The 19,308-nt window shown below is 33.9% G+C and carries 15 protein-coding genes and 5 tRNA genes; 19 read left to right on the plus strand and 1 reads right to left on the minus strand.

Going from position 1 to position 19,308, the window contains the following annotated elements:
• Positions 1 to 57: 57 nt before the first annotated feature.
• From rpsU to H527_RS0116190, 18 genes are all read left to right on the plus strand, one after another.
• Positions 58 to 252, plus strand: a complete 195-nt coding sequence (rpsU, locus tag H527_RS0116105; RefSeq protein ID WP_027413649.1) for a 30S ribosomal protein S21 — start codon at positions 58 to 60, stop codon at positions 250 to 252.
• 123 nt (positions 253 to 375) lie between these two features.
• Positions 376 to 1,263, plus strand: coding sequence for a tyrosine-type recombinase/integrase (locus H527_RS0116110; protein ID WP_027413650.1), 888 nt, complete (start codon positions 376 to 378; stop codon positions 1,261 to 1,263).
• A gap of 68 nt (positions 1,264 to 1,331) precedes the next feature.
• Complete coding sequence (gene hpf / locus H527_RS0116115; RefSeq protein WP_027413651.1) at positions 1,332 to 1,634, plus strand: ribosome hibernation-promoting factor, HPF/YfiA family; 303 nt, start codon at positions 1,332 to 1,334, stop codon at positions 1,632 to 1,634.
• 101 nt (positions 1,635 to 1,735) lie between these two features.
• Positions 1,736 to 1,809: transfer RNA gene (locus tag H527_RS0116120), tRNA-Thr, on the plus strand.
• Between the two features lie 120 nt (positions 1,810 to 1,929).
• Positions 1,930 to 2,011, plus strand: a tRNA-Tyr gene (locus H527_RS0116125).
• Between the two features lie 46 nt (positions 2,012 to 2,057).
• Positions 2,058 to 2,130, plus strand: a tRNA-Gly gene (locus H527_RS0116130).
• 123 nt (positions 2,131 to 2,253) lie between these two features.
• Positions 2,254 to 2,325 (plus strand) — tRNA-Thr (locus H527_RS0116135).
• A 58-nt stretch (positions 2,326 to 2,383) separates the two neighbouring features.
• Positions 2,384 to 3,571 (plus strand): elongation factor Tu, encoded by a 1,188-nt coding sequence (gene tuf / locus H527_RS0116140; protein ID WP_027413652.1) that lies wholly within the window; start codon positions 2,384 to 2,386, stop codon positions 3,569 to 3,571.
• A 59-nt stretch (positions 3,572 to 3,630) separates the two neighbouring features.
• Positions 3,631 to 3,703: transfer RNA gene (locus H527_RS0116145), tRNA-Trp, on the plus strand.
• 111 nt (positions 3,704 to 3,814) lie between these two features.
• Positions 3,815 to 4,012 carry a preprotein translocase subunit SecE gene (secE, locus tag H527_RS0116150; protein WP_027413653.1) on the plus strand — a complete coding sequence of 66 codons (198 nt, stop codon included), beginning with the start codon at positions 3,815 to 3,817 and terminating at the stop codon, positions 4,010 to 4,012.
• Between the two features lie 10 nt (positions 4,013 to 4,022).
• Positions 4,023 to 4,577, plus strand: coding sequence for a transcription termination/antitermination protein NusG (gene nusG, locus H527_RS0116155; RefSeq protein ID WP_027413654.1), 555 nt, complete (start codon positions 4,023 to 4,025; stop codon positions 4,575 to 4,577).
• Between the two features lie 75 nt (positions 4,578 to 4,652).
• Positions 4,653 to 5,090 (plus strand): 50S ribosomal protein L11, encoded by a 438-nt coding sequence (gene rplK, locus H527_RS0116160; RefSeq protein ID WP_027413655.1) that lies wholly within the window; start codon positions 4,653 to 4,655, stop codon positions 5,088 to 5,090.
• Positions 5,091 to 5,108: 18 nt separating this feature from the next.
• Positions 5,109 to 5,804 (plus strand): 50S ribosomal protein L1, encoded by a 696-nt coding sequence (gene rplA, locus H527_RS0116165; protein WP_027413656.1) that lies wholly within the window; start codon positions 5,109 to 5,111, stop codon positions 5,802 to 5,804.
• A gap of 15 nt (positions 5,805 to 5,819) precedes the next feature.
• Positions 5,820 to 6,341 carry a 50S ribosomal protein L10 gene (gene rplJ, locus H527_RS0116170; protein WP_027413657.1) on the plus strand — a complete coding sequence of 174 codons (522 nt, stop codon included), beginning with the start codon at positions 5,820 to 5,822 and terminating at the stop codon, positions 6,339 to 6,341.
• A gap of 68 nt (positions 6,342 to 6,409) precedes the next feature.
• Complete coding sequence (gene rplL / locus H527_RS0116175; protein ID WP_027413658.1) at positions 6,410 to 6,784, plus strand: 50S ribosomal protein L7/L12; 375 nt, start codon at positions 6,410 to 6,412, stop codon at positions 6,782 to 6,784.
• Positions 6,785 to 6,913: 129 nt separating this feature from the next.
• Positions 6,914 to 10,723, plus strand: a complete 3,810-nt coding sequence (rpoB, locus tag H527_RS0116180) for a DNA-directed RNA polymerase subunit beta (protein WP_027413659.1) — start codon at positions 6,914 to 6,916, stop codon at positions 10,721 to 10,723.
• 98 nt (positions 10,724 to 10,821) lie between these two features.
• Positions 10,822 to 15,123 (plus strand): DNA-directed RNA polymerase subunit beta', encoded by a 4,302-nt coding sequence (rpoC, locus tag H527_RS0116185; protein ID WP_027413660.1) that lies wholly within the window; start codon positions 10,822 to 10,824, stop codon positions 15,121 to 15,123.
• Positions 15,124 to 15,191: 68 nt separating this feature from the next.
• Positions 15,192 to 15,506 (plus strand): DUF3467 domain-containing protein, encoded by a 315-nt coding sequence (locus H527_RS0116190; protein ID WP_027413661.1) that lies wholly within the window; start codon positions 15,192 to 15,194, stop codon positions 15,504 to 15,506.
• A gap of 135 nt (positions 15,507 to 15,641) precedes the next feature.
• Here the strand turns inward: H527_RS0116190 and H527_RS0116195 are convergent, their stop codons facing one another.
• The gene (locus tag H527_RS0116195; protein WP_027413662.1) at positions 15,642 to 17,225 is read right to left on the minus strand and encodes a peptide chain release factor 3; all 1,584 of its coding nucleotides are present in this window, start codon (positions 17,223 to 17,225) and stop codon (positions 15,642 to 15,644) included.
• An 867-nt stretch (positions 17,226 to 18,092) separates the two neighbouring features.
• Between H527_RS0116195 and H527_RS23235 the strand changes: the two genes are divergently transcribed.
• The coding region (locus tag H527_RS23235) for a Calx-beta domain-containing protein (protein ID WP_027413663.1) at positions 18,093 to 19,308 on the plus strand (1,216 nt) is incomplete at its 3' end.

The raw sequence follows: 19,308 nt of genomic DNA on the forward strand, positions 1-19,308 counted from the left end.
TATTAGTTTTATAGTATCTTTGCACCCTAATTATTTCTAAAGAAAGGAGGTGCTATTATGTTAATTATACCAGTTAAAGACGGAGAAAATATAGATAGAGCGTTAAAACGTTTTAAAAGAAAATTTGATCGAACAGGAACGATGCGTCAGCTTCGTAAACGTCAAGCTTTTTTAAAGCCTTCTGTTGAGAGAAGAGCGCAAGTTCAAAAAGCGCAATACATTCAACATTTAAGAGATCAAGAAGAAATTTAAAAATAAATAACGTTATCTCTTATTTGTGTTTCTTGTTAAAGAGACTAGATATCGTTTTTAATATAAATTTTAACCGTTAGAAAAATAAAAGTTTTATACTTTTGTTTTCTAACGGTTTTTTTTATGTTTATTTCTGAGTTTACCGAGTATCTGCTTTTTGAAAAACAATATTCAAAACATACGGTAATAGCGTATGAAGCCGATTTGAAATCTTTTTTAGAGTTTTATCAAGAGGAGTATGCTGCTTTAACAATACAAGAGGCTAATTACTCGCAAATTCGTTCCTGGATTGTGAAGCTTGTTGAGGCAGGTGTTTCTAATCGGACTATTAATAGGAAAATATCTTCTCTTAAGACATATTATAAATTTTTACTTAAAATAGAAGAGATAGATAAAAGTCCTTTAGTAAAGCATCAGGCTCTAAAGGTATCAAGAAAACTTCAGATTCCTTTTTCTCAACAAGAGGTAGAAGATGTTTTGTTGACTTTGACAGATGATCATAATTTTGAAAGTATAAGAGATAGGTTAATTGTAGAGCTTTTTTATGCAACAGGAATACGTAGGATAGAACTAGTTGATCTCAAACTTTCGGATATTGATATGAGTAAAGGGCAGATAAAAGTTTTAGGAAAACGTAATAAAGAAAGGTATTTGCCGCTTCTTTCTTCTGTTCAGGAAACTGTGAGAAAATATTTAGCAGTAAGAAAGACTTTGGTAGTTCAAGAAGCCTCTTTTTTGTTTTTGACAAAAAAAGGAGTTAAAATATATGAAACACTTGTGTATCGCATCATAAATAGTTATTTTAGTAAGGCATCTTCAAAGGTAAAAAAGAGTCCGCATATCCTTAGGCATTCTTTTGCGACACATTTACTAAATGAAGGAGCAAATCTAAATGCTGTAAAAGAATTACTTGGACATTCTAGTTTGGCTGCTACGCAAGTGTATACGCATCATAGTGTTGCTCAATTAGCTAAAGTGTATGAGCAATCTCATCCTAGGAATAAAAAGTAAAAGATAAGCTACTTGTTTATTAGTCTTTTTGGCTTTAATTTTTGTTTAACGAATTAAACTAACAAAATATGAAAGTGAACTTGCAATCCGTAAATTTTAATGTAGATCAAAAGTTGGTAGATTTTACTCAGGCTAAATTAGATAAATTAGAAACTCATTTTAATCGAATAATTCATGCAGATGTTTTTTTAAAAGTTATGAATACAAGTGGTAAGGAAAATAAAATTACAGAAATTTTATTAAGTGTACCAGGAGATGAGTTTATGATTAAAAAAATCAATAAAAGTTTTGAAGAAGGTGTAGATGAGTGTGTTAGTTCGTTGGAGAGACAATTAAAAAAACGTAAAGAAAAATTAAATACACATTTTTAATTATTTTTTTAAAAAAATAGTTTTGTGAAAGAAATAAATTTTATACATTTGCAGTCCGTTAGAAATAGCGGACTTTTTTATGTTCTAAAACATAGTGAAAAGCCGATGTAGCTCAGCTGGCTAGAGCAGCTGATTTGTAATCAGCAGGTCGTGGGTTCGAGTCCCTCCATCGGCTCTAAAAAAGTAAGTTTTTTGAGAAAAAAATAAACTTTTTTGAATTTAATTTTGAATTGTAAAAAAAATAACTATTTTTGCGCACTCAAAATTCATTATGAAATATTGAAATATATTAATTGGGGAGATACTCAAGCGGCCAACGAGGGCAGACTGTAAATCTGCTGACTACGTCTTCGCAGGTTCGAATCCTGCTCTCCCCACAAATTAAAATAGAAACTTTAAAATTTTTTTTTGGAGTTTCGAAAAGCGGGAGTAGCTCAGTTGGTAGAGCGTCAGCCTTCCAAGCTGAATGTCGCCAGTTCGAACCTGGTCTCCCGCTCTAAAATAGAGCTAATCTCGATGCGTTATTTGCATTGGATTTTTAACCTAAATGTAATGATTAATCGGATTTCTTTCTGAAGCTAACGAAAGTGTTCTGATTAATCATTATACTCATTAAAAAGCCGGTGTAGCTCAGGGGTAGAGCGTTTCCTTGGTAAGGAAGAGGTCACGAGTTCAAATCTCGTCATTGGCTCTGAGTTCAGGATTTTAAAATGAACACTAATATATAACTAAGATTAAATAAATTAATTATGGCAAAGGAAACTTTTGATCGTTCCAAACCGCACTTAAATATTGGTACTATTGGACACGTTGATCACGGTAAAACAACTTTAACTGCTGCTATCACAAAAGTATTGGCAGATGCTGGATTTTCTGAAGCAAAATCTTTTGATCAAATCGATAATGCACCAGAAGAAAAAGAAAGAGGGATCACAATTAATACATCTCACGTAGAGTACGCTACAGAAGCTCGTCACTACGCACACGTTGACTGTCCAGGTCACGCCGATTATGTAAAGAACATGGTTACTGGTGCTGCTCAAATGGATGGAGCGATTTTAGTGGTTGCTGCTACAGATGGTCCAATGCCACAAACTCGTGAGCATATTCTTTTAGGAAAACAAGTAGGTATACCTAGAATTGTTGTATTCATGAACAAGGTGGATATGGTTGATGATGAGGAGCTTCTTGAGTTAGTAGAAATGGAAGTAAGAGATCTTCTTTCTTTTTACGAATATGATGGAGATAATGGTCCTGTAATAGCTGGATCTGCATTAGGAGCTCTTAACGGAGAACAAAAATGGGTGGATACTGTTTTAGAATTAATGAGAGCGGTAGATGCTTGGATAGAGCTTCCTCTTAGAGATGTAGATAAGCCTTTCCTTATGCCAATCGAAGATGTATTCTCTATTACAGGTCGTGGTACTGTTGCAACTGGTCGTATCGAAACTGGAATCGCTAATACTGGAGATCCTGTAGAGATTATTGGTATGGGAGCTGAGAAGTTAACTTCTACTATAACTGGTATCGAAATGTTTCGTCAAATCCTTGATAGAGGTGAAGCTGGAGATAATGCTGGTATCCTGTTAAGAGGTATTGAGAAAACTCAAATATCTCGAGGAATGGTTATCGTTAAACCAGGAACTGTAACTCCTCACAAAAAATTTAAAGCTGAAGTCTATGTTCTTAAGAAAGAAGAAGGTGGACGTCATACTCCATTCCATAATAACTACCGTCCTCAGTTCTACGTTCGTACAACTGACGTAACAGGGAATATTGCACTTCCTGATGGAGTTGAAATGGTAATGCCTGGAGATAACTTAACAATTACTGTAGAGTTAATTCAAACAATTGCAATGCATGTAGGTCTTCGTTTTGCTATCCGTGAAGGTGGTAGAACAGTAGGTGCTGGTCAGGTTACTGAAATTTTAGATTAATACATATATAGTATATATAAGTTAAGGTATTCGTTTAACGGATACCTTGATTTTATGTTACGGGTTTAGCTCAGTTGGTAGAGCACTGGTCTCCAAAACCAGGTGTCGTGAGTTCGAGTCTCTCAACCCGTGCAAAATCGGTTAATGATCTATTTTTTATGATTGTTAACCGATATTAAATAATGAGTTTTGTTGCAAATTTGAAGAGTACTTCTTTTTTAATTTGTTTAAAAAATATAAATGATGGCTGGACTAGTAAATTACATCGCAGAATCCTATAACGAATTAAAAAATCATGTTACTTGGACTCCTTGGGCAGAAGCCCAAAGACTTACTTTGATTGTAATCGTTTTTTCGGTTATTTTTTCTTTAGCTATATGGGGAATTGATACTGCGTTTAGCAATCTTATAGAATACTATTTTACTTTAGTTAAATCTTAGAAAAATTAAAATGGCTGAAGTAGATAATACGAAGAAGTGGTACGTAGTTAGAGCCGTTAGCGGTCAGGAAAATAAAGTTAAAGACTACATAGAACGAGAAATCGCACATATGGGACTTGAAGATTATATTTCCCAAATCCTTGTTCCTACTGAAAAGGTAGTGCAAATTAGAAATGGAAAAAAAATAAACAAAGAGAGAGTGTATTTTCCTGGGTATGTAATGATTGAAGCAAACTTATCTGGAGAAATACCACATATAATCAAATCTATTAACGGTGTGATTGGCTTTCTTGGAGAAGTAAAAGGAGGAGATCCTGTACCTTTAAGAAAATCCGAAATTAATAGAATGCTAGGTAAAGTTGATGAACTAGCTGTTAAAACAGATAACCTTGCTATACCTTATAATATAGGAGAAACAGTGAAGGTGATAGATGGTCCATTTAATGGATTTAATGGTACTGTTGAAAAAGTAAATGAAGAAAAGCGTAAACTTGAAGTAATGGTAAAGATTTTTGGTAGAAAAACACCATTAGAATTAAGTTATATGCAAGTAGAGAAAGTATAATAATTGTTACATTATAGATCCAGAATTGTTCTTTTGCTTCCACTTATGGAACAATTCTAATTTAAAATTAGAAAAATGGCTAAAGAGATAGGTAAAGTAGTAAAATTACAAGTGCGTGGAGGAGCGGCAAACCCATCTCCACCAGTTGGACCTGCTTTAGGTGCTGCCGGAGTAAATATCATGGAATTCTGTAAGCAATTCAATGGTAGAACGCAAGATAAGGCTGGTAAAGTGTTACCAGTTGTAATTAACGTGTATAAAGACAAGTCTTTTGACTTTGTTATAAAAACTCCACCAGCAGCGGTTCAGATACTGGAAGCAGCAAAACAGAAAAAAGGTTCTGGAGAGCCTAATCGTAAAAAAGTAGCAAGTGTTACTTGGGATCAAGTTCGTGCTATAGCAGAAGATAAAATGCAAGATTTAAATGCATTTACTATAGAATCTGCTATGAAAATGATTGCTGGTACTGCTCGTTCAATGGGTGTAACTGTAAAAGGACAGGCTCCTTTTTAATCCAAAAAATTTTACAAAATGGCAAAAGTAACCAAAAAGCAAAAAGAAGCAAACGCTAAAATCGATAAGAATAAAGCGTATTCATTAAATGAAGCTTCCGCTTTAGTAAAAGAAATAACAAGCACTAATTTTGATGCTTCTGTGGATATCGCTGTTCGTTTGAACGTAGATCCACGTAAAGCAAATCAAATGGTACGTGGAGTGGTAACATTACCTCACGGGACAGGAAAAGACGTTAAAGTATTAGCATTAGTAACACCAGATAAAGAAGCTGAAGCTAAAGAAGCAGGAGCAGATTTTGTTGGACTTGATGAGTATCTTGATAAAATCAAAAATGGATGGACAGATGTTGATGTAATTATCACTATGCCAAGTGTTATGGGGAAATTAGGACCATTAGGTAGAGTATTAGGACCTCGTGGATTAATGCCTAACCCAAAAACAGGAACTGTAACAATGGATGTAGCAAAAGCTGTATCTGATGTTAAAGCAGGTAAAATTGATTTTAAAGTAGATAAAACAGGTATTATTCATGCATCTATCGGGAAATCTTCTTTTGAAGCCGAAAAAATAGAAGGTAATGCTAAAGAATTAATAACAACATTAGTAAAGTTAAAACCACAGACTTCTAAAGGAATATATATAAAATCTATTTATATGTCTTCTACTATGAGTCCGGGAATCGAAGTTGATTCTAAAAGCTTTGCTGGGTAATTAAGATAAACCATTATGACAAGAGAAGAAAAATCATTGGTAATTGAAGACTTAACTGCTCAGCTTGCTGAAAATTCTATTATTTATTTAGCAGATATTTCAGGGTTGAATGCAGGAACAACTTCAAATTTACGTAGAGCTTGCTATAAAGCCAACGTATCATTAAAAGTAGTTAAAAATACACTCCTTGCTAAGGCTATGGAGAATTCAGATAAAGATTTTGGAGATTTACCAAGTGTATTAAAAGGTAATACGTCTATATTATTTGCTGAAACAAGTAATGCACCTGCAAAGGTTATTAAAGAATTTCGTAAGAAATCTGAAAAACCTTTATTAAAAGGAGCATTTGTAGAAGAGGCAGTATTTGTTGGTGATGAAAACCTAGATGCATTAGTAAATATTAAATCTAAGGAAGAAGTTATCGGTGATATTATCGGTCTGTTACAATCTCCTGCTAAGAACGTAGTTTCTGCGTTAAAGTCAGGTGGAGGTAAGTTAGCCGGTATCCTTAAAACATTATCCGAAAAAGAAGGATAATCATTGTAGTTTACGCACTTTTTAACAAATTATATTTCAATTAAAAAAATTATTTAAAACGATAGAAAATGGCAGATTTAAAAGATTTCGCAGAACAATTAGTTAACTTAACAGTAAAAGAAGTTAATGAGTTAGCTGATATATTAAAAGAAGAATATGGTATCGAGCCTGCTGCTGCTGCAGTAGCTGTTGCTGCTGCTGGTGCTGGTGGTGGTGAAGCTGCAGAAGAGCAATCAGAATTTGATGTAATTCTTAAAGCTGCAGGTAGTTCTAAATTAGCAGTTGTAAAATTAGTAAAAGAACTTACTGGTCTTGGACTTAAAGATGCTAAAGAATTAGTTGATGGAGCTCCTAAAGCAGTAAAAGAAGGAGTGGCTAAAGATGAAGCTGAAGCTCTTAAAGCTCAATTAGAAGAGGCTGGAGCTGAGGTTGAGCTTAAATAAGCTTACCATATATTACATATAGGTTTAGACCCAGAGAATGATCTCTGTGGTCTAAACCATTTTGCGTATATAAACATTAAGTGTTAAAATACGCACCTTTTTTAAATTTTAATTTAATTCCGTCCATTGATGTTAGCAACGCAAACTGAAAGATTGAATTTCTCTTCTGTAAAGAATAGACCTGATTATCCTGACTTCCTAGATATTCAGATCAAATCCTTTCAGGATTTCTTTCAATTAGAAACAAAATCTGAAGAAAGAGGAAACGAAGGTCTATATAATACCTTCATGGAAAACTTCCCGATTACGGATACTCGTAATCAATTTGTATTAGAATTTTTAGATTACTTTGTAGATCCACCAAGATATGATCTTCAGGAGTGTATAGAAAGAGGTCTTACCTATAGTGTACCATTAAAAGCACGTCTAAAATTATTCTGTACAGACCCAGAGCACGAAGATTTTGAGACTATTGTTCAGGACGTGTATTTAGGTACAATTCCTTATATGACACCTAGTGGTACTTTTTGTATTAATGGTGCAGAGCGTGTGGTGGTATCTCAATTACACCGTTCTCCTGGGGTATTCTTTGGACAATCATTTCATGCAAATGGAACCAAATTGTATTCTGCCAGGGTAATTCCTTTTAAAGGTTCTTGGATAGAATTTGCTACCGATATTAATAGCGTAATGTATGCTTATATCGATAGAAAGAAAAAATTACCAGTAACTACACTTTTTCGTGCAATTGGTTTTGAGCGAGATAAAGATATTTTAGAAATATTTGATCTTGCAGAAGAGGTAAAAGTTTCTAAATCTGGATTAAAGAAAGTCTTAGGACGTAAATTAGCTGCTCGTGTATTAAATACTTGGCACGAAGATTTCGTAGATGAAGATACTGGAGAAGTAGTATCTATTGAGCGTAATGAGATTGTTTTAGATAGAGATACTGTTTTAGATAAAGATCATTTAGATGAGATTATAGATTCTGGAGCAAAAACTATATTATTACATAAAGAAGATAATCAAAAAGGAGATTATGCGATTATCCATAATACGTTACAAAAAGATCCTACAAACTCAGAAAAAGAAGCAGTAGAACATATCTATAGACAATTACGTAATGCAGAACCGCCAGATGAAGAAACTGCAAGAGGTATTATAGATAAATTATTCTTTTCTGATCAACGTTATAATCTTGGAGAAGTTGGACGTTACAGAATGAATAAGAAATTGGGATTGGATATCGCCATGGATAAGCAAGTACTTACCAAAGAGGATATCATTACCATTATAAAATATTTAATTGAATTAATTAATTCTAAAGCTGAAATTGATGATATTGATCACCTTTCTAACCGTCGTGTAAGAACTGTAGGAGAGCAATTGTCACAGCAGTTCGGGGTTGGTTTAGCTCGTATGGCACGTACAATACGTGAACGTATGAATGTAAGAGATAATGAAGTATTTACGCCTATTGATTTGATCAATGCTAAAACTCTATCCTCTGTAATTAATTCATTTTTTGGAACAAACCAGTTATCTCAGTTCATGGATCAAACAAATCCATTAGCAGAAATCACACACAAACGTAGACTTTCGGCATTAGGGCCAGGAGGTTTATCTAGAGAGCGTGCAGGTTTTGAGGTGCGAGATGTACACTATACACATTATGGACGTTTATGTCCTATTGAAACCCCAGAAGGTCCAAATATTGGATTAATATCATCTTTAGCAGTTTTTGCTAAAGTAAATTCGATGGGATTCTTAGAAACACCATATCGTAAAGTTACAGATGGTAAAGTAGATATAGAAGAGTTTAGATATTTAAGCGCAGAGGAGGAAGAAGAAAAATTGATAGCTCAGGCCAATATTCCTACAACTGATGAAGGAAATATTACAGCCGATAAAGTAATTGCTCGAATGGAAGGGGATTTCCCTGTAATTGATCCGATCAATGTAAATTATGCTGATGTTGCTCCTAATCAGATAGCTTCTATTTCAGCGTCATTAATTCCATTTTTAGAGCATGATGATGCAAACCGTGCTTTGATGGGATCAAACATGATGCGTCAAGCTGTACCTTTATTAAGAGTAGATGCTCCAATTGTAGGAACAGGATTAGAGCGCCAAGTGGCTTCAGACTCAAGAGTTTTAATTAATGCAGAAGGAGACGGAGTTGTTGAGTATGTTGATGCTCAAAAGATTACCATTAAGTACGATAGAACAGAAGAAGAAAGAATGGTAAGCTTTGATAGTGATTCTAAAACGTATGAATTAATAAAATTCCGTAAAACGAATCAAGGTACCAATATTAACCTAAAACCTATCGTTAATGTAGGGGATCGTGTTAAAAAAGGACAAGTTTTATGTCAAGGGTATGCTACAGAAAAGGGAGAGTTAGCCCTTGGTAGAAATATGAAAGTAGCTTTTATGCCTTGGAAAGGGTATAATTTTGAGGATGCAATTGTTATTTCTGAAAAAGTAGTAAGAGAAGATATTTTTACATCTATTCATATAGATGAATATTCTTTGGAAGTTAGAGACACTAAATTAGGGAATGAAGAATTAACTAATGATATTCCTAATGTTTCAGAAGAAGCTACTAAAGATTTGGATGAAAATGGAATGATTCGAGTTGGAGCAGAGATCAAACCAGGAGATATTCTTATAGGAAAAATTACTCCAAAAGGAGAAAGTGACCCTACTCCAGAAGAAAAATTATTAAGAGCAATCTTTGGAGACAAAGCAGGAGATGTTAAAGATGCTTCATTAAAAGCTTCTCCTTCATTGCATGGTGTCGTAATTGATAAAAAATTATTTGCTCGTGCTATAAAGGACAAAAGAAAACGTTCTCAGGATAAAGAGGATATTGAGATTTTAGAACGATCTTATGATACCAAATTTGAGTTACTAAAAAATGATTTAGTAGATAAATTGTTTGCTATCGTTGGTGGAAAAACTTCTCAAGGTGTTATGAACGATCTAGGAGAAGAAGTACTTCCTAAAGGTAAAAAGTATACTCAGAAAATGCTTAACAGTGTTGATGATTATGCACATCTTACCAAAGGAGTATGGACTACAGACGATACTTTAAATAGTATGGTTGCAGATCTTATTCATAATTATAAGATTAAAGAAAATGATTTACAAGGAAACCTACGAAGAGAGAAATTCACAATTTCTGTTGGAGATGAATTGCCTTCAGGAATCATAAAACTAGCTAAGGTTTACATCGCTAAAAAACGTAAACTAAAAGTAGGAGATAAAATGGCAGGCCGACACGGTAACAAAGGTATTGTTGCTCGTATCGTAAGAGAAGAAGATATGCCATTTTTAGAAGATGGAACACCAGTTGATATTGTGTTAAATCCACTAGGGGTACCATCTCGTATGAACATTGGACAGATTTATGAAACTGTTTTAGGATGGGCTGGACAAAAATTAGGTAGAAAATTTGCTACTCCAATTTTTGATGGTGCTTCTTTAGATCAGATCAATGGGTTTACTGATGAAGCAGGAATTCCAAGATTTGGACATACATATCTTTATGATGGAGGAACTGGAGATCGTTTCCATCAACCAGCAACAGTAGGTGTTATATATATGCTTAAGCTTGGTCACATGGTAGATGATAAAATGCACGCACGTTCTATTGGTCCATATTCATTGATTACTCAGCAACCACTTGGAGGTAAAGCACAGTTTGGGGGTCAGCGTTTTGGAGAGATGGAAGTTTGGGCATTAGAGGCTTATGGTGCTTCAGCAACCTTACGTGAGATATTGACTGTAAAATCTGATGATGTAATAGGAAGAGCTAAAACTTACGAAAGTATTGTTAAAGGTGAGCCTATGCCAGAACCAGGATTACCAGAATCTTTTAATGTATTAATGCATGAATTAAAAGGTCTTGGTCTGGATATCAGATTAGAAGAATAGTAGGATCCATTTGTACCCTTTAGTTAAGTCAAAGGGTACAAATTTATATTTGTACTATTCAATTTTAAATTACAATAATTCTTTAGCAACCATATATTATGGCAAGAAATAATGATAAGAATACAGTAAAGAGATTTAATAAAATCTCTATAGGTTTAGCATCTCCCGAGTCGATTTTATCGGCATCAAAAGGAGAAGTGCTAAAGCCCGAAACTATCAATTATCGTACTCACAAACCTGAGCGTGATGGTTTGTTCTGTGAGCGTATTTTTGGACCTGTAAAGGACTTTGAATGTGCTTGTGGTAAATATAAAAGAATTCGTTACAAAGGTATTGTTTGTGATCGATGTGGGGTAGAAGTTACCGAAAAGAAAGTGCGTAGAGACCGTGTTGGTCACATTAACCTTGTTGTTCCTGTGGCTCACATTTGGTATTTCCGTTCTTTACCAAATAAAATAGGATATTTATTAGGTCTTCCGTCTAAGAAATTAGATATGATAATTTACTACGAACGTTATGTAGTAATTCAGCCTGGTATAGCAAAAAATGAAGAAGGAGAGGCCGTGCAGAAAATGGATTTCCTTACTGAAGAAGAATATTTAAATATATTAGATAGTCTTCCTCAAGAAAATCTTTATCTGGATGATACAGACCCTAATAAGTTTATTGCTAAAATGGGTGCAGAATGTCTTATCGAAATCCTAAGAAGAATAGATTTAGATGCATTATCTTATGAACTAAGACATAAAGCGAATAACGAAACATCTAAACAGCGTAAAACAGAAGCTTTAAAAAGACTTCAGGTTGTAGAGTCTTTTAGGGATGCTAATAAAAACAGAGAAAACCTTCCAGAATGGATGGTTCTTAAAGCTGTACCAGTAATTCCACCAGAATTACGCCCATTAGTACCATTAGATGGAGGTCGTTTTGCAACTTCAGATTTAAATGATTTATATCGCCGAGTAATTATACGTAATAACCGTTTAAAGCGTTTGATGGAAATTAAAGCTCCAGAGGTTATTTTACGTAACGAAAAGCGAATGCTTCAAGAATCTGTAGATTCATTATTTGATAACACGCGAAAAGCTTCAGCTGTCAAAACAGATTCTAACAGACCATTAAAATCATTATCCGATTCTTTAAAAGGTAAGCAAGGGCGTTTCCGTCAAAACTTACTTGGAAAACGTGTAGATTATTCAGCACGTTCGGTAATTGTTGTAGGACCAGAATTAAAATTATTTGAATGTGGTCTTCCAAAAAATATGGCAGCAGAACTTTACAAGCCATTCGTAATCAGAAAATTAATTGAGCGAGGTATTGTAAAAACAGTAAAATCTGCAAAGAAAATAATAGATAGAAAAGAGCCAGTAGTTTGGGATATTTTAGAAAATGTTTTAAAAGGGCATCCTGTACTATTAAACCGTGCTCCTACGCTTCACCGTTTAGGTATTCAGGCGTTTCAACCTAAACTTATAGAAGGTAAAGCAATACAATTACACCCATTAGTTTGTACTGCATTTAATGCGGATTTTGATGGAGATCAGATGGCGGTACATTTGCCATTAGGGCCAGAGGCAATTCTAGAATCACAATTGTTGATGTTAGCATCACACAATATTCTTAACCCTGCAAATGGTTCTCCAGTAACAGTTCCTTCTCAGGATATGGTACTTGGTCTATATTATATGACAAAGTCTCGTAGATCTACTCCGGAATTAAAAATAGATGGAGAAGACCTTACATTTTATTCGCCAGAAGAAGTAATCATTGCATATAACGAAAAACGACTTAATATTAATGCTAATATTAAAGTTCGTACTAAGGATATTGATGAGAATGGAGAATTAGTAACTAAAATAATAGAAACTACCACAGGTAGAGTTTTGTTTAATGAAAAAGTTCCAGAAAGAGCAGGGTATATTAATGAAGTTTTAACCAAAAAGTCACTTAGAGACATCATTGGAGATATCTTAAAGGTAACAAGTGTTCCTGAAACTGCAGAATTCTTAGATGAAATTAAAACTTTAGGATATAATTTTGCTTTTCAAGGAGGGTTATCTTTTAGTTTAGGGGATATTATTATTCCTGCAGAGAAACATACAATGATTGCTGATGCAAATGCACAAGTAGATAATATTGTTGCAAATTATAACATGGGGTTAATTACGAATAACGAACGTTATAATCAGGTAATTGATATTTGGACTTCTACTAACGCAGAGCTAACAGAGTTATCTATGAAGCGTATTAGAGAGGATCAACAAGGATTTAACTCTGTGTATATGATGCTTGACTCTGGAGCAAGGGGGTCTAAAGAACAAATTAGACAGTTAACAGGTATGCGTGGATTGATGGCAAAACCTAAAAAAGCTAGTTCTGCAGGTGGAGAAATTATCGAAAACCCAATTCTTTCTAACTTTAAGGAAGGACTTTCGATTCTTGAATACTTTATCTCTACTCACGGTGCTCGTAAAGGTCTTGCAGATACCGCACTTAAAACTGCCGATGCAGGATATTTAACTCGTCGTTTAGTAGATGTAGCACAAGATGTAATAGTTAATGTTGAAGATTGTGGAACGCTTAGAGGGGTAGAAGTATCTCCATTAAAGAAAAATGAAGAAATTATAGAAGGACTTGCAGCTAGAATTGTAGGTAGAACTTCATTAGTAGATGTTGTTAACCCATTAACTCAAGAGGTGCTGGCAGAAGCTGGTGTTGAGATAGATGATGCAACAGCAAAAATTATAGAAAATTCTCCTTTGGAATCTATAGAAGTTCGTTCGGCACTTACTTGTGAGGCTAAAAAAGGAATTTGTGTAAAATGTTACGGTCGTAATCTTGCAACTGGTAAAACAGTTCAAAGAGGGGAAGCCGTAGGGGTTGTAGCTGCTCAGTCTATTGGAGAGCCTGGTACACAGCTTACCTTACGTACATTCCACGTGGGAGGTATTGCGGGTAACATTTCTGAAGAAAACCAATTAAAGTCTAAATTTGCTGGTAAAGTTGAAATAGAAGAACTAAAAACAGTAAAAGGAGAAGATAGTGAAGGGAAAGAAGTAGATGTAGTAATTTCTCGTACTTCTGAAATTAAAGTTATTGATCCAAAATCTAAAATAGTCTTAAGTACTAACTTAATTCCTTATGGTTCTCTCTTGTATATTAAAGATGGAGACATATTAAAAGCAGATCAAGTTATTTGTCAGTGGGATCCATATAATGGTGTGATTATCTCAGAATTTGCTGGTAAAGTAAAGTATGAGAATATAGAGCAAGGTATAACATATCAAGTAGAAATTGATGAACAAACTGGATTCCAAGAAAAAGTAATTTCTGAATCTCGAGATAAGAAAAAAATACCAACGCTTCACGTATTAGGAAAAGGAGATGAAGTATTACGTTCTTATAACTTACCTGTAGGAGCTCACCTTATGATTGATGATAGCGATAAGATTGGAGTAGGTAAGATTTTGGTTAAGATACCTCGTAAATCTGCTAAGGCAGGAGATATTACAGGAGGTCTTCCAAGGGTAACTGAGCTGTTTGAAGCGCGTAACCCATCTAACCCTGCTGTAGTTAGTGAGATAGACGGTGTAGTTTCTTTCGGGAAAATTAAACGTGGTAATAGAGAGATAATTGTAGAATCGAGAATAGGAGAGATTAAAAAATATCTTGTTAAGCTTTCTAATCAAATTCTTGTTCAGGAGAACGATTATGTGCGTGCAGGAATGCCATTATCAGATGGATCTATAACACCAGAAGATATTCTTAAGATTAAAGGACCTTCAGCGGTACAACAATACTTGGTGAATGAAGTGCAAGAAGTGTATCGATTACAAGGAGTAAAGATTAATGATAAGCACTTTGAAGTTGTAGTACGTCAAATGATGCGTAAAGTACGAATTCAGGATCCAGGAGATACTATTTTCTTAGAAAATCAATTAGTACATAAAGCTGATTTTATTGAAGAAAATGATGAGATCTTTGGAATGAAGGTTGTAGAGGACGCTGGAGATAGTGATAATCTTAAAGCCGGGCAAATTATTTCTCCAAGGGATTTAAGAGATGAAAACTCAGTTTTACGTAGAGGTGATAAAAATTTGGTAGTAGCTAGAGATGTTTCTCCTGCTACAGCAACTCCGATACTGCAAGGTATTACAAGAGCTTCGTTACAAACCAAATCCTTTATTTCTGCGGCATCCTTCCAGGAAACTACAAAAGTATTAAATGAAGCTGCTGTAAGTGGTAAAATTGATGATCTTGAAGGTCTTAAAGAAAATGTAATTGTTGGGCATAGAATCCCTGCAGGAACAGGTATGAGAGATTACGAAAGTATCATTGTAGGCTCCAACGAAGAGTTTGAAGAAAGAATGGAACAACGACGAGAAGTTAATTATAACTAATAGAAATAGCCTGCCTTTTTAGGCAGGCTTTCTTTTTTATAAAAAAGATTCTAAAAGGATTATTGAATATGGCAGAAAATAAAAATCAAAACCAGAACCAGTTAAATATTGAAATAGATGAAGTAGTTGCTGACGGAGTATACAGTAATCTAGCAATTATTAACCATTCAGTTTCAGAATTCGTAGTAGATTTTGTTAATATAATGCCTGGCAGACCTAAAAGTAAGGTAAAGAGCCGAATTATTTTAACTCCCCAACATGCAAAAAGATTACTAAAGGCATTAAATGATAATGTAAATAGGTTTGAATCTGCTCATGGAGAAATAAAAGATTATGAACAACCACCAATACCTATGAATTTTGGGCCAACAGGAGAGGCTTAAATAAAATAGTTATGGATCGATCGTATTTTTTAAGGATTTAGATCTTACCTTTACTAAAACAAAAACCGATTAAAATAATTCTATTTTAATCGGTTTTTGTTTTCTGTAAGGTTTATTGCTTTTTGTTTAAAAATATTAAAACTCAGATGTAAAGTGAAATTGAATAGAAGGATATTTTTGTTGTGTCATTTGTAAGCTAAAAGAAGAATCTGCAAAAAATACTAATTGCCCTTGTTTATCTTTTGCTAAAAATTTGCTTTTAACACGTTTAAAGTCTTTGAATTCATCATTTTCAGAATCTTTTGGGCTTACCCAGCATGCTTTGTGAACATTTAGATTTTCATAAGTACATTTTGCTCCATATTCATGCTCTAATCTATATTGAATTACTTCATATTGTAGAGCACCAACAGTTCCAATAACTTTCCTTCCATTTAGTTCTAAAGTAAAAAGTTGGGCTACACCTTCGTCCATTAATTGGTCTATTCCTTTTGCCAATTGTTTTGATTTCATTGGATCAGCATTATTAATATATCTAAAATGTTCTGGAGAAAAACTAGGAATTCCTTTATATTGCAAAATTTCGCCTTGAGTAAGTGTGTCTCCTATTTTAAAATTCCCAGTATCATGTAACCCTACAATATCTCCAGGATAAGATATATCTACAATTTCTTTTTTTTCTGCAAAAAAAGCGTTCGGACTTGAAAACTTAAGCTTTTTGTTATGTCGTGTGTGTAAGTATGGTACATTTCTTTCAAAAATTCCAGATACAATTTTTATAAATGCTAGTCGATCTCTGTGTTTAGGATCCATGTTTGCATGTATTTTAAAAACAAACCCTGTAAAATCTTTTTCTTCAGGAGAAACAATTCTTGTGTCACTTTCTTTAGGCCTTGGAGGAGGGGCAATAGTAACAAAACAGTCTAATAACTCTCTAACACCAAAATTGTTTAATGCAGAGCCAAAAAACACAGGTTGTAAGCTTCCGTTTTGATATTTTTCTTGATCGAATTCTGGGTATATGTCGGTTAACTCTAATTCTTCACGTAACGTATCTGCTGCCTTATCTCCAATAATACTGTTAAGATCCTGAGAGGATAAATCAGATATTTTAATAGTCTCTTCTATGTTTTTTCTGCTATCTCCGCTAAAAAGATTAATGTTTCTTTCCCAAATATTATAAATACCTTTAAAATCATATCCCATTCCTATAGGAAAACTTAAAGGTGTAACCGTTAGTCCAAGTTTTTGTTCAATTTCATCCAACAGTTCAAAAGCATCTTTTCCTTCACGATCTAATTTATTAATAAAAACGATCATTGGGATATTACGCATTCGGCAAACTGAAACTAGTTTTTCGGTTTGCTCTTCGACCCCTTTTGCTACATCAATAACCACAATAACGCTATCTACTGCAGTAAGTGTTCTAAATGTATCTTCTGCAAAGTCTTTATGTCCAGGAGTGTCTAAGATGTTTATTTTAATATTTTTGTAATCAAAAGCAAGAACGGAAGTGGCAACAGATATACCTCTTTGACGTTCTATTTCCATAAAATCACTAGTAGCACCTTTTTTAATTTTATTTGATTTTACCGCGCCAGCTTCTTGAATAGCACCTCCAAAGAGAAGTAATTTTTCTGTTAATGTTGTCTTTCCGGCATCTGGATGTGAGATAATTCCAAAGGTTCTCCTTCTTCGTATTTCGTCTGTAAATTTCATCTATTTCTCTTTATTATTCTAATTGTAATATATGATTCCTGTTTTTTATAAGAATATAGATATTACTTAGTAACTATCCCCCTTTTGTAAAATATTCAAAAGCATTAGAGGTAAAATTAAAGATATATTTCAACCTAAATATAACTAAAGGGGATGCAAATATAGTGCTAAAATATACAATACAGTGCAAAGCAATAGAATACAAAAAGTACGATGCTATTTAATCTGTAAAATTATATTATATAGGTTTAGAATGTTTTTATAAAGTAATTTTTTAGCTGTTTTTCCATAATATTTTTCGTACGAAAGGTGTATTTTTTTTATTTTCTTGTCGATATTTTATGTTTTTTGTCGAAAAGATATCTTTTTTTAATAAAAAATTATAAAAAAACAGAAATCTATTATCATATTTGTATCAACTTATATTTACGTTATAACCATAATTAAATTATGGTTTTTGTAGATATATTTGTAAAAACGACATCCCCCTAGGTTTTTACAGTACAACCATAAACACATTGTCAAAATGAAAAAAAATACTTCGCTGTTATTTTTTTTTAAACATAAGTACGTACAATTATTGTATATACATGTTTTTTCTTCGTTGGTTTTTCTGTTTTCTGAAAAAACCAACAAATATTTTCTTTCCCCTTATTTAAAAATTGATTACTCAAAAGTGTTTAGTGATATAATAGAGTTACTCTCTATTAATTTACACATTTGTCAAGGCGAAAAAGTTTTGATTAGACACTGCGATTCAAAAAATAATTCACACAACTCTAATTGGCTAGTATATCACGCATGATAATTTTTACTCAACTTTCACACAAAAAATTTTCTTTACAGATAAGGATTATTTCTATTTTAATGTTACTTTTTTTTAGTGACATATACGCTCAAAATTTATTAACCAATCCAGATCTTGATTTTGCTGGAACGGATTGTACTACAGATAATGCAGCAGATAATTTAGCGCCAGATGGTTGGAACAAAATTTACACACCAGATAGGTCTACTGAAACGCAAAGAGCTTGGTACATTGTTAAATCGCCAAGAGCAGCATCGCCCAGTGGAGGGTGCTACTTTGGGTTTAGAATGTATGGTAATACCAGAGAAGGGATATCTCAAAATATAACTGTAGTTGGGGGAGTAGAATATTCATTTTCTTTTGATTATTTAATAGAAACTCGACCAGGATTAGCATCTTGTGTTCCTCAATTAGATATTAGATTAAATGGTGCGGTAATGACTACTGTACCTACGTTAAATACAGAAAATGTATGGGAGAGACCTACGGTTACCTTTGTAGCACCTTCTAGTGGTACTTTTTCTTTTGAATTTACATCTGGAGGAACTTGCCAAAATACATGGAATTTTGTAGATGACTTAGTTTTAGAAAGGGTGCTGCCAGATGTTATGATAGCAGATGCCAGTATTGTAGAAGGAGGAAATATTACTTTTCCTGTTACTTTAAGCAATCCAAGTACTACAGATATAACACTAACATTTACACTTACCAATGGGACTGCAGAGAACAGTGATTATACAACTACCGATATCCAGATTACCATACCAGCAGGAGATACTACCGCAAATGTTGTGGTTCCTACTACAGCAGATACTATCGATGAGTTAAACGAAACTTTTACTATAGGCGTAGGTAGTGTAGATTCTGGAACAGTTGGAGATACTACCGATACTGCTACGGGTACTATAATAGATGATGATGCACCAGATATTACGATAGCAGATGCTAGTATTACAGAAGGAGGAAATATTACTTTTCCTGTTACTTTAAGCAATGCAAGTTCCACAGATTTAATAGTAACCTTTACATTTACTAATGGTACAGCAGGAAGTAGTGATTATACAACTACCGATATCCAGATTACCATACCAGCAGGAGATACTGCTGCAAGTGTAGTAGTTCCTACCACTGTAGATACTATCGATGAGTTAGACGAAACTTTTACTATAGGAGTAGGTAGCGTAGATTCTGGAACAGCAGGAGATACTACCGATACTGCTACAGGTACTATATTAGATGATGATGCAGCGCCAGATATTACGATAGCAGATGCTA

The sequence above is a fragment of the Aquimarina muelleri DSM 19832 genome (genome assembly GCF_000430665.1).
GTDB classification, from domain to species: Bacteria; Bacteroidota; Bacteroidia; order Flavobacteriales; family Flavobacteriaceae; genus Aquimarina; species Aquimarina muelleri.

Excerpts from the sequence above, each read along its gene's own strand:
- rplL (WP_027413658.1), top strand. The coding sequence starts at position 6,410 with ATGGCAGATTTAAAAGATTTCGCAGAACAATTAGTTAACTTAACAGTA.
- rplK (WP_027413655.1), top strand. The coding sequence starts at position 4,653 with ATGGCTAAAGAGATAGGTAAAGTAGTAAAATTACAAGTGCGTGGAGGA.
- tuf (WP_027413652.1), top strand. The coding sequence starts at position 2,384 with ATGGCAAAGGAAACTTTTGATCGTTCCAAACCGCACTTAAATATTGGT.
- rplJ (WP_027413657.1), top strand. The coding sequence starts at position 5,820 with ATGACAAGAGAAGAAAAATCATTGGTAATTGAAGACTTAACTGCTCAG.
- H527_RS0116195 (WP_027413662.1), bottom strand. The coding sequence starts at position 17,225 with ATGAAATTTACAGACGAAATACGAAGAAGGAGAACCTTTGGAATTATC.
- rpoC (WP_027413660.1), top strand. The coding sequence starts at position 10,822 with ATGGCAAGAAATAATGATAAGAATACAGTAAAGAGATTTAATAAAATC.
- H527_RS0116190 (WP_027413661.1), top strand. The coding sequence starts at position 15,192 with ATGGCAGAAAATAAAAATCAAAACCAGAACCAGTTAAATATTGAAATA.
- rpsU (WP_027413649.1), top strand. The coding sequence starts at position 58 with ATGTTAATTATACCAGTTAAAGACGGAGAAAATATAGATAGAGCGTTA.
- H527_RS0116110 (WP_027413650.1), top strand. The coding sequence starts at position 376 with ATGTTTATTTCTGAGTTTACCGAGTATCTGCTTTTTGAAAAACAATAT.
- rpoB (WP_027413659.1), top strand. The coding sequence starts at position 6,914 with ATGTTAGCAACGCAAACTGAAAGATTGAATTTCTCTTCTGTAAAGAAT.
- secE (WP_027413653.1), top strand. The coding sequence starts at position 3,815 with ATGGCTGGACTAGTAAATTACATCGCAGAATCCTATAACGAATTAAAA.
- rplA (WP_027413656.1), top strand. The coding sequence starts at position 5,109 with ATGGCAAAAGTAACCAAAAAGCAAAAAGAAGCAAACGCTAAAATCGAT.
- nusG (WP_027413654.1), top strand. The coding sequence starts at position 4,023 with ATGGCTGAAGTAGATAATACGAAGAAGTGGTACGTAGTTAGAGCCGTT.
- hpf (WP_027413651.1), top strand. The coding sequence starts at position 1,332 with ATGAAAGTGAACTTGCAATCCGTAAATTTTAATGTAGATCAAAAGTTG.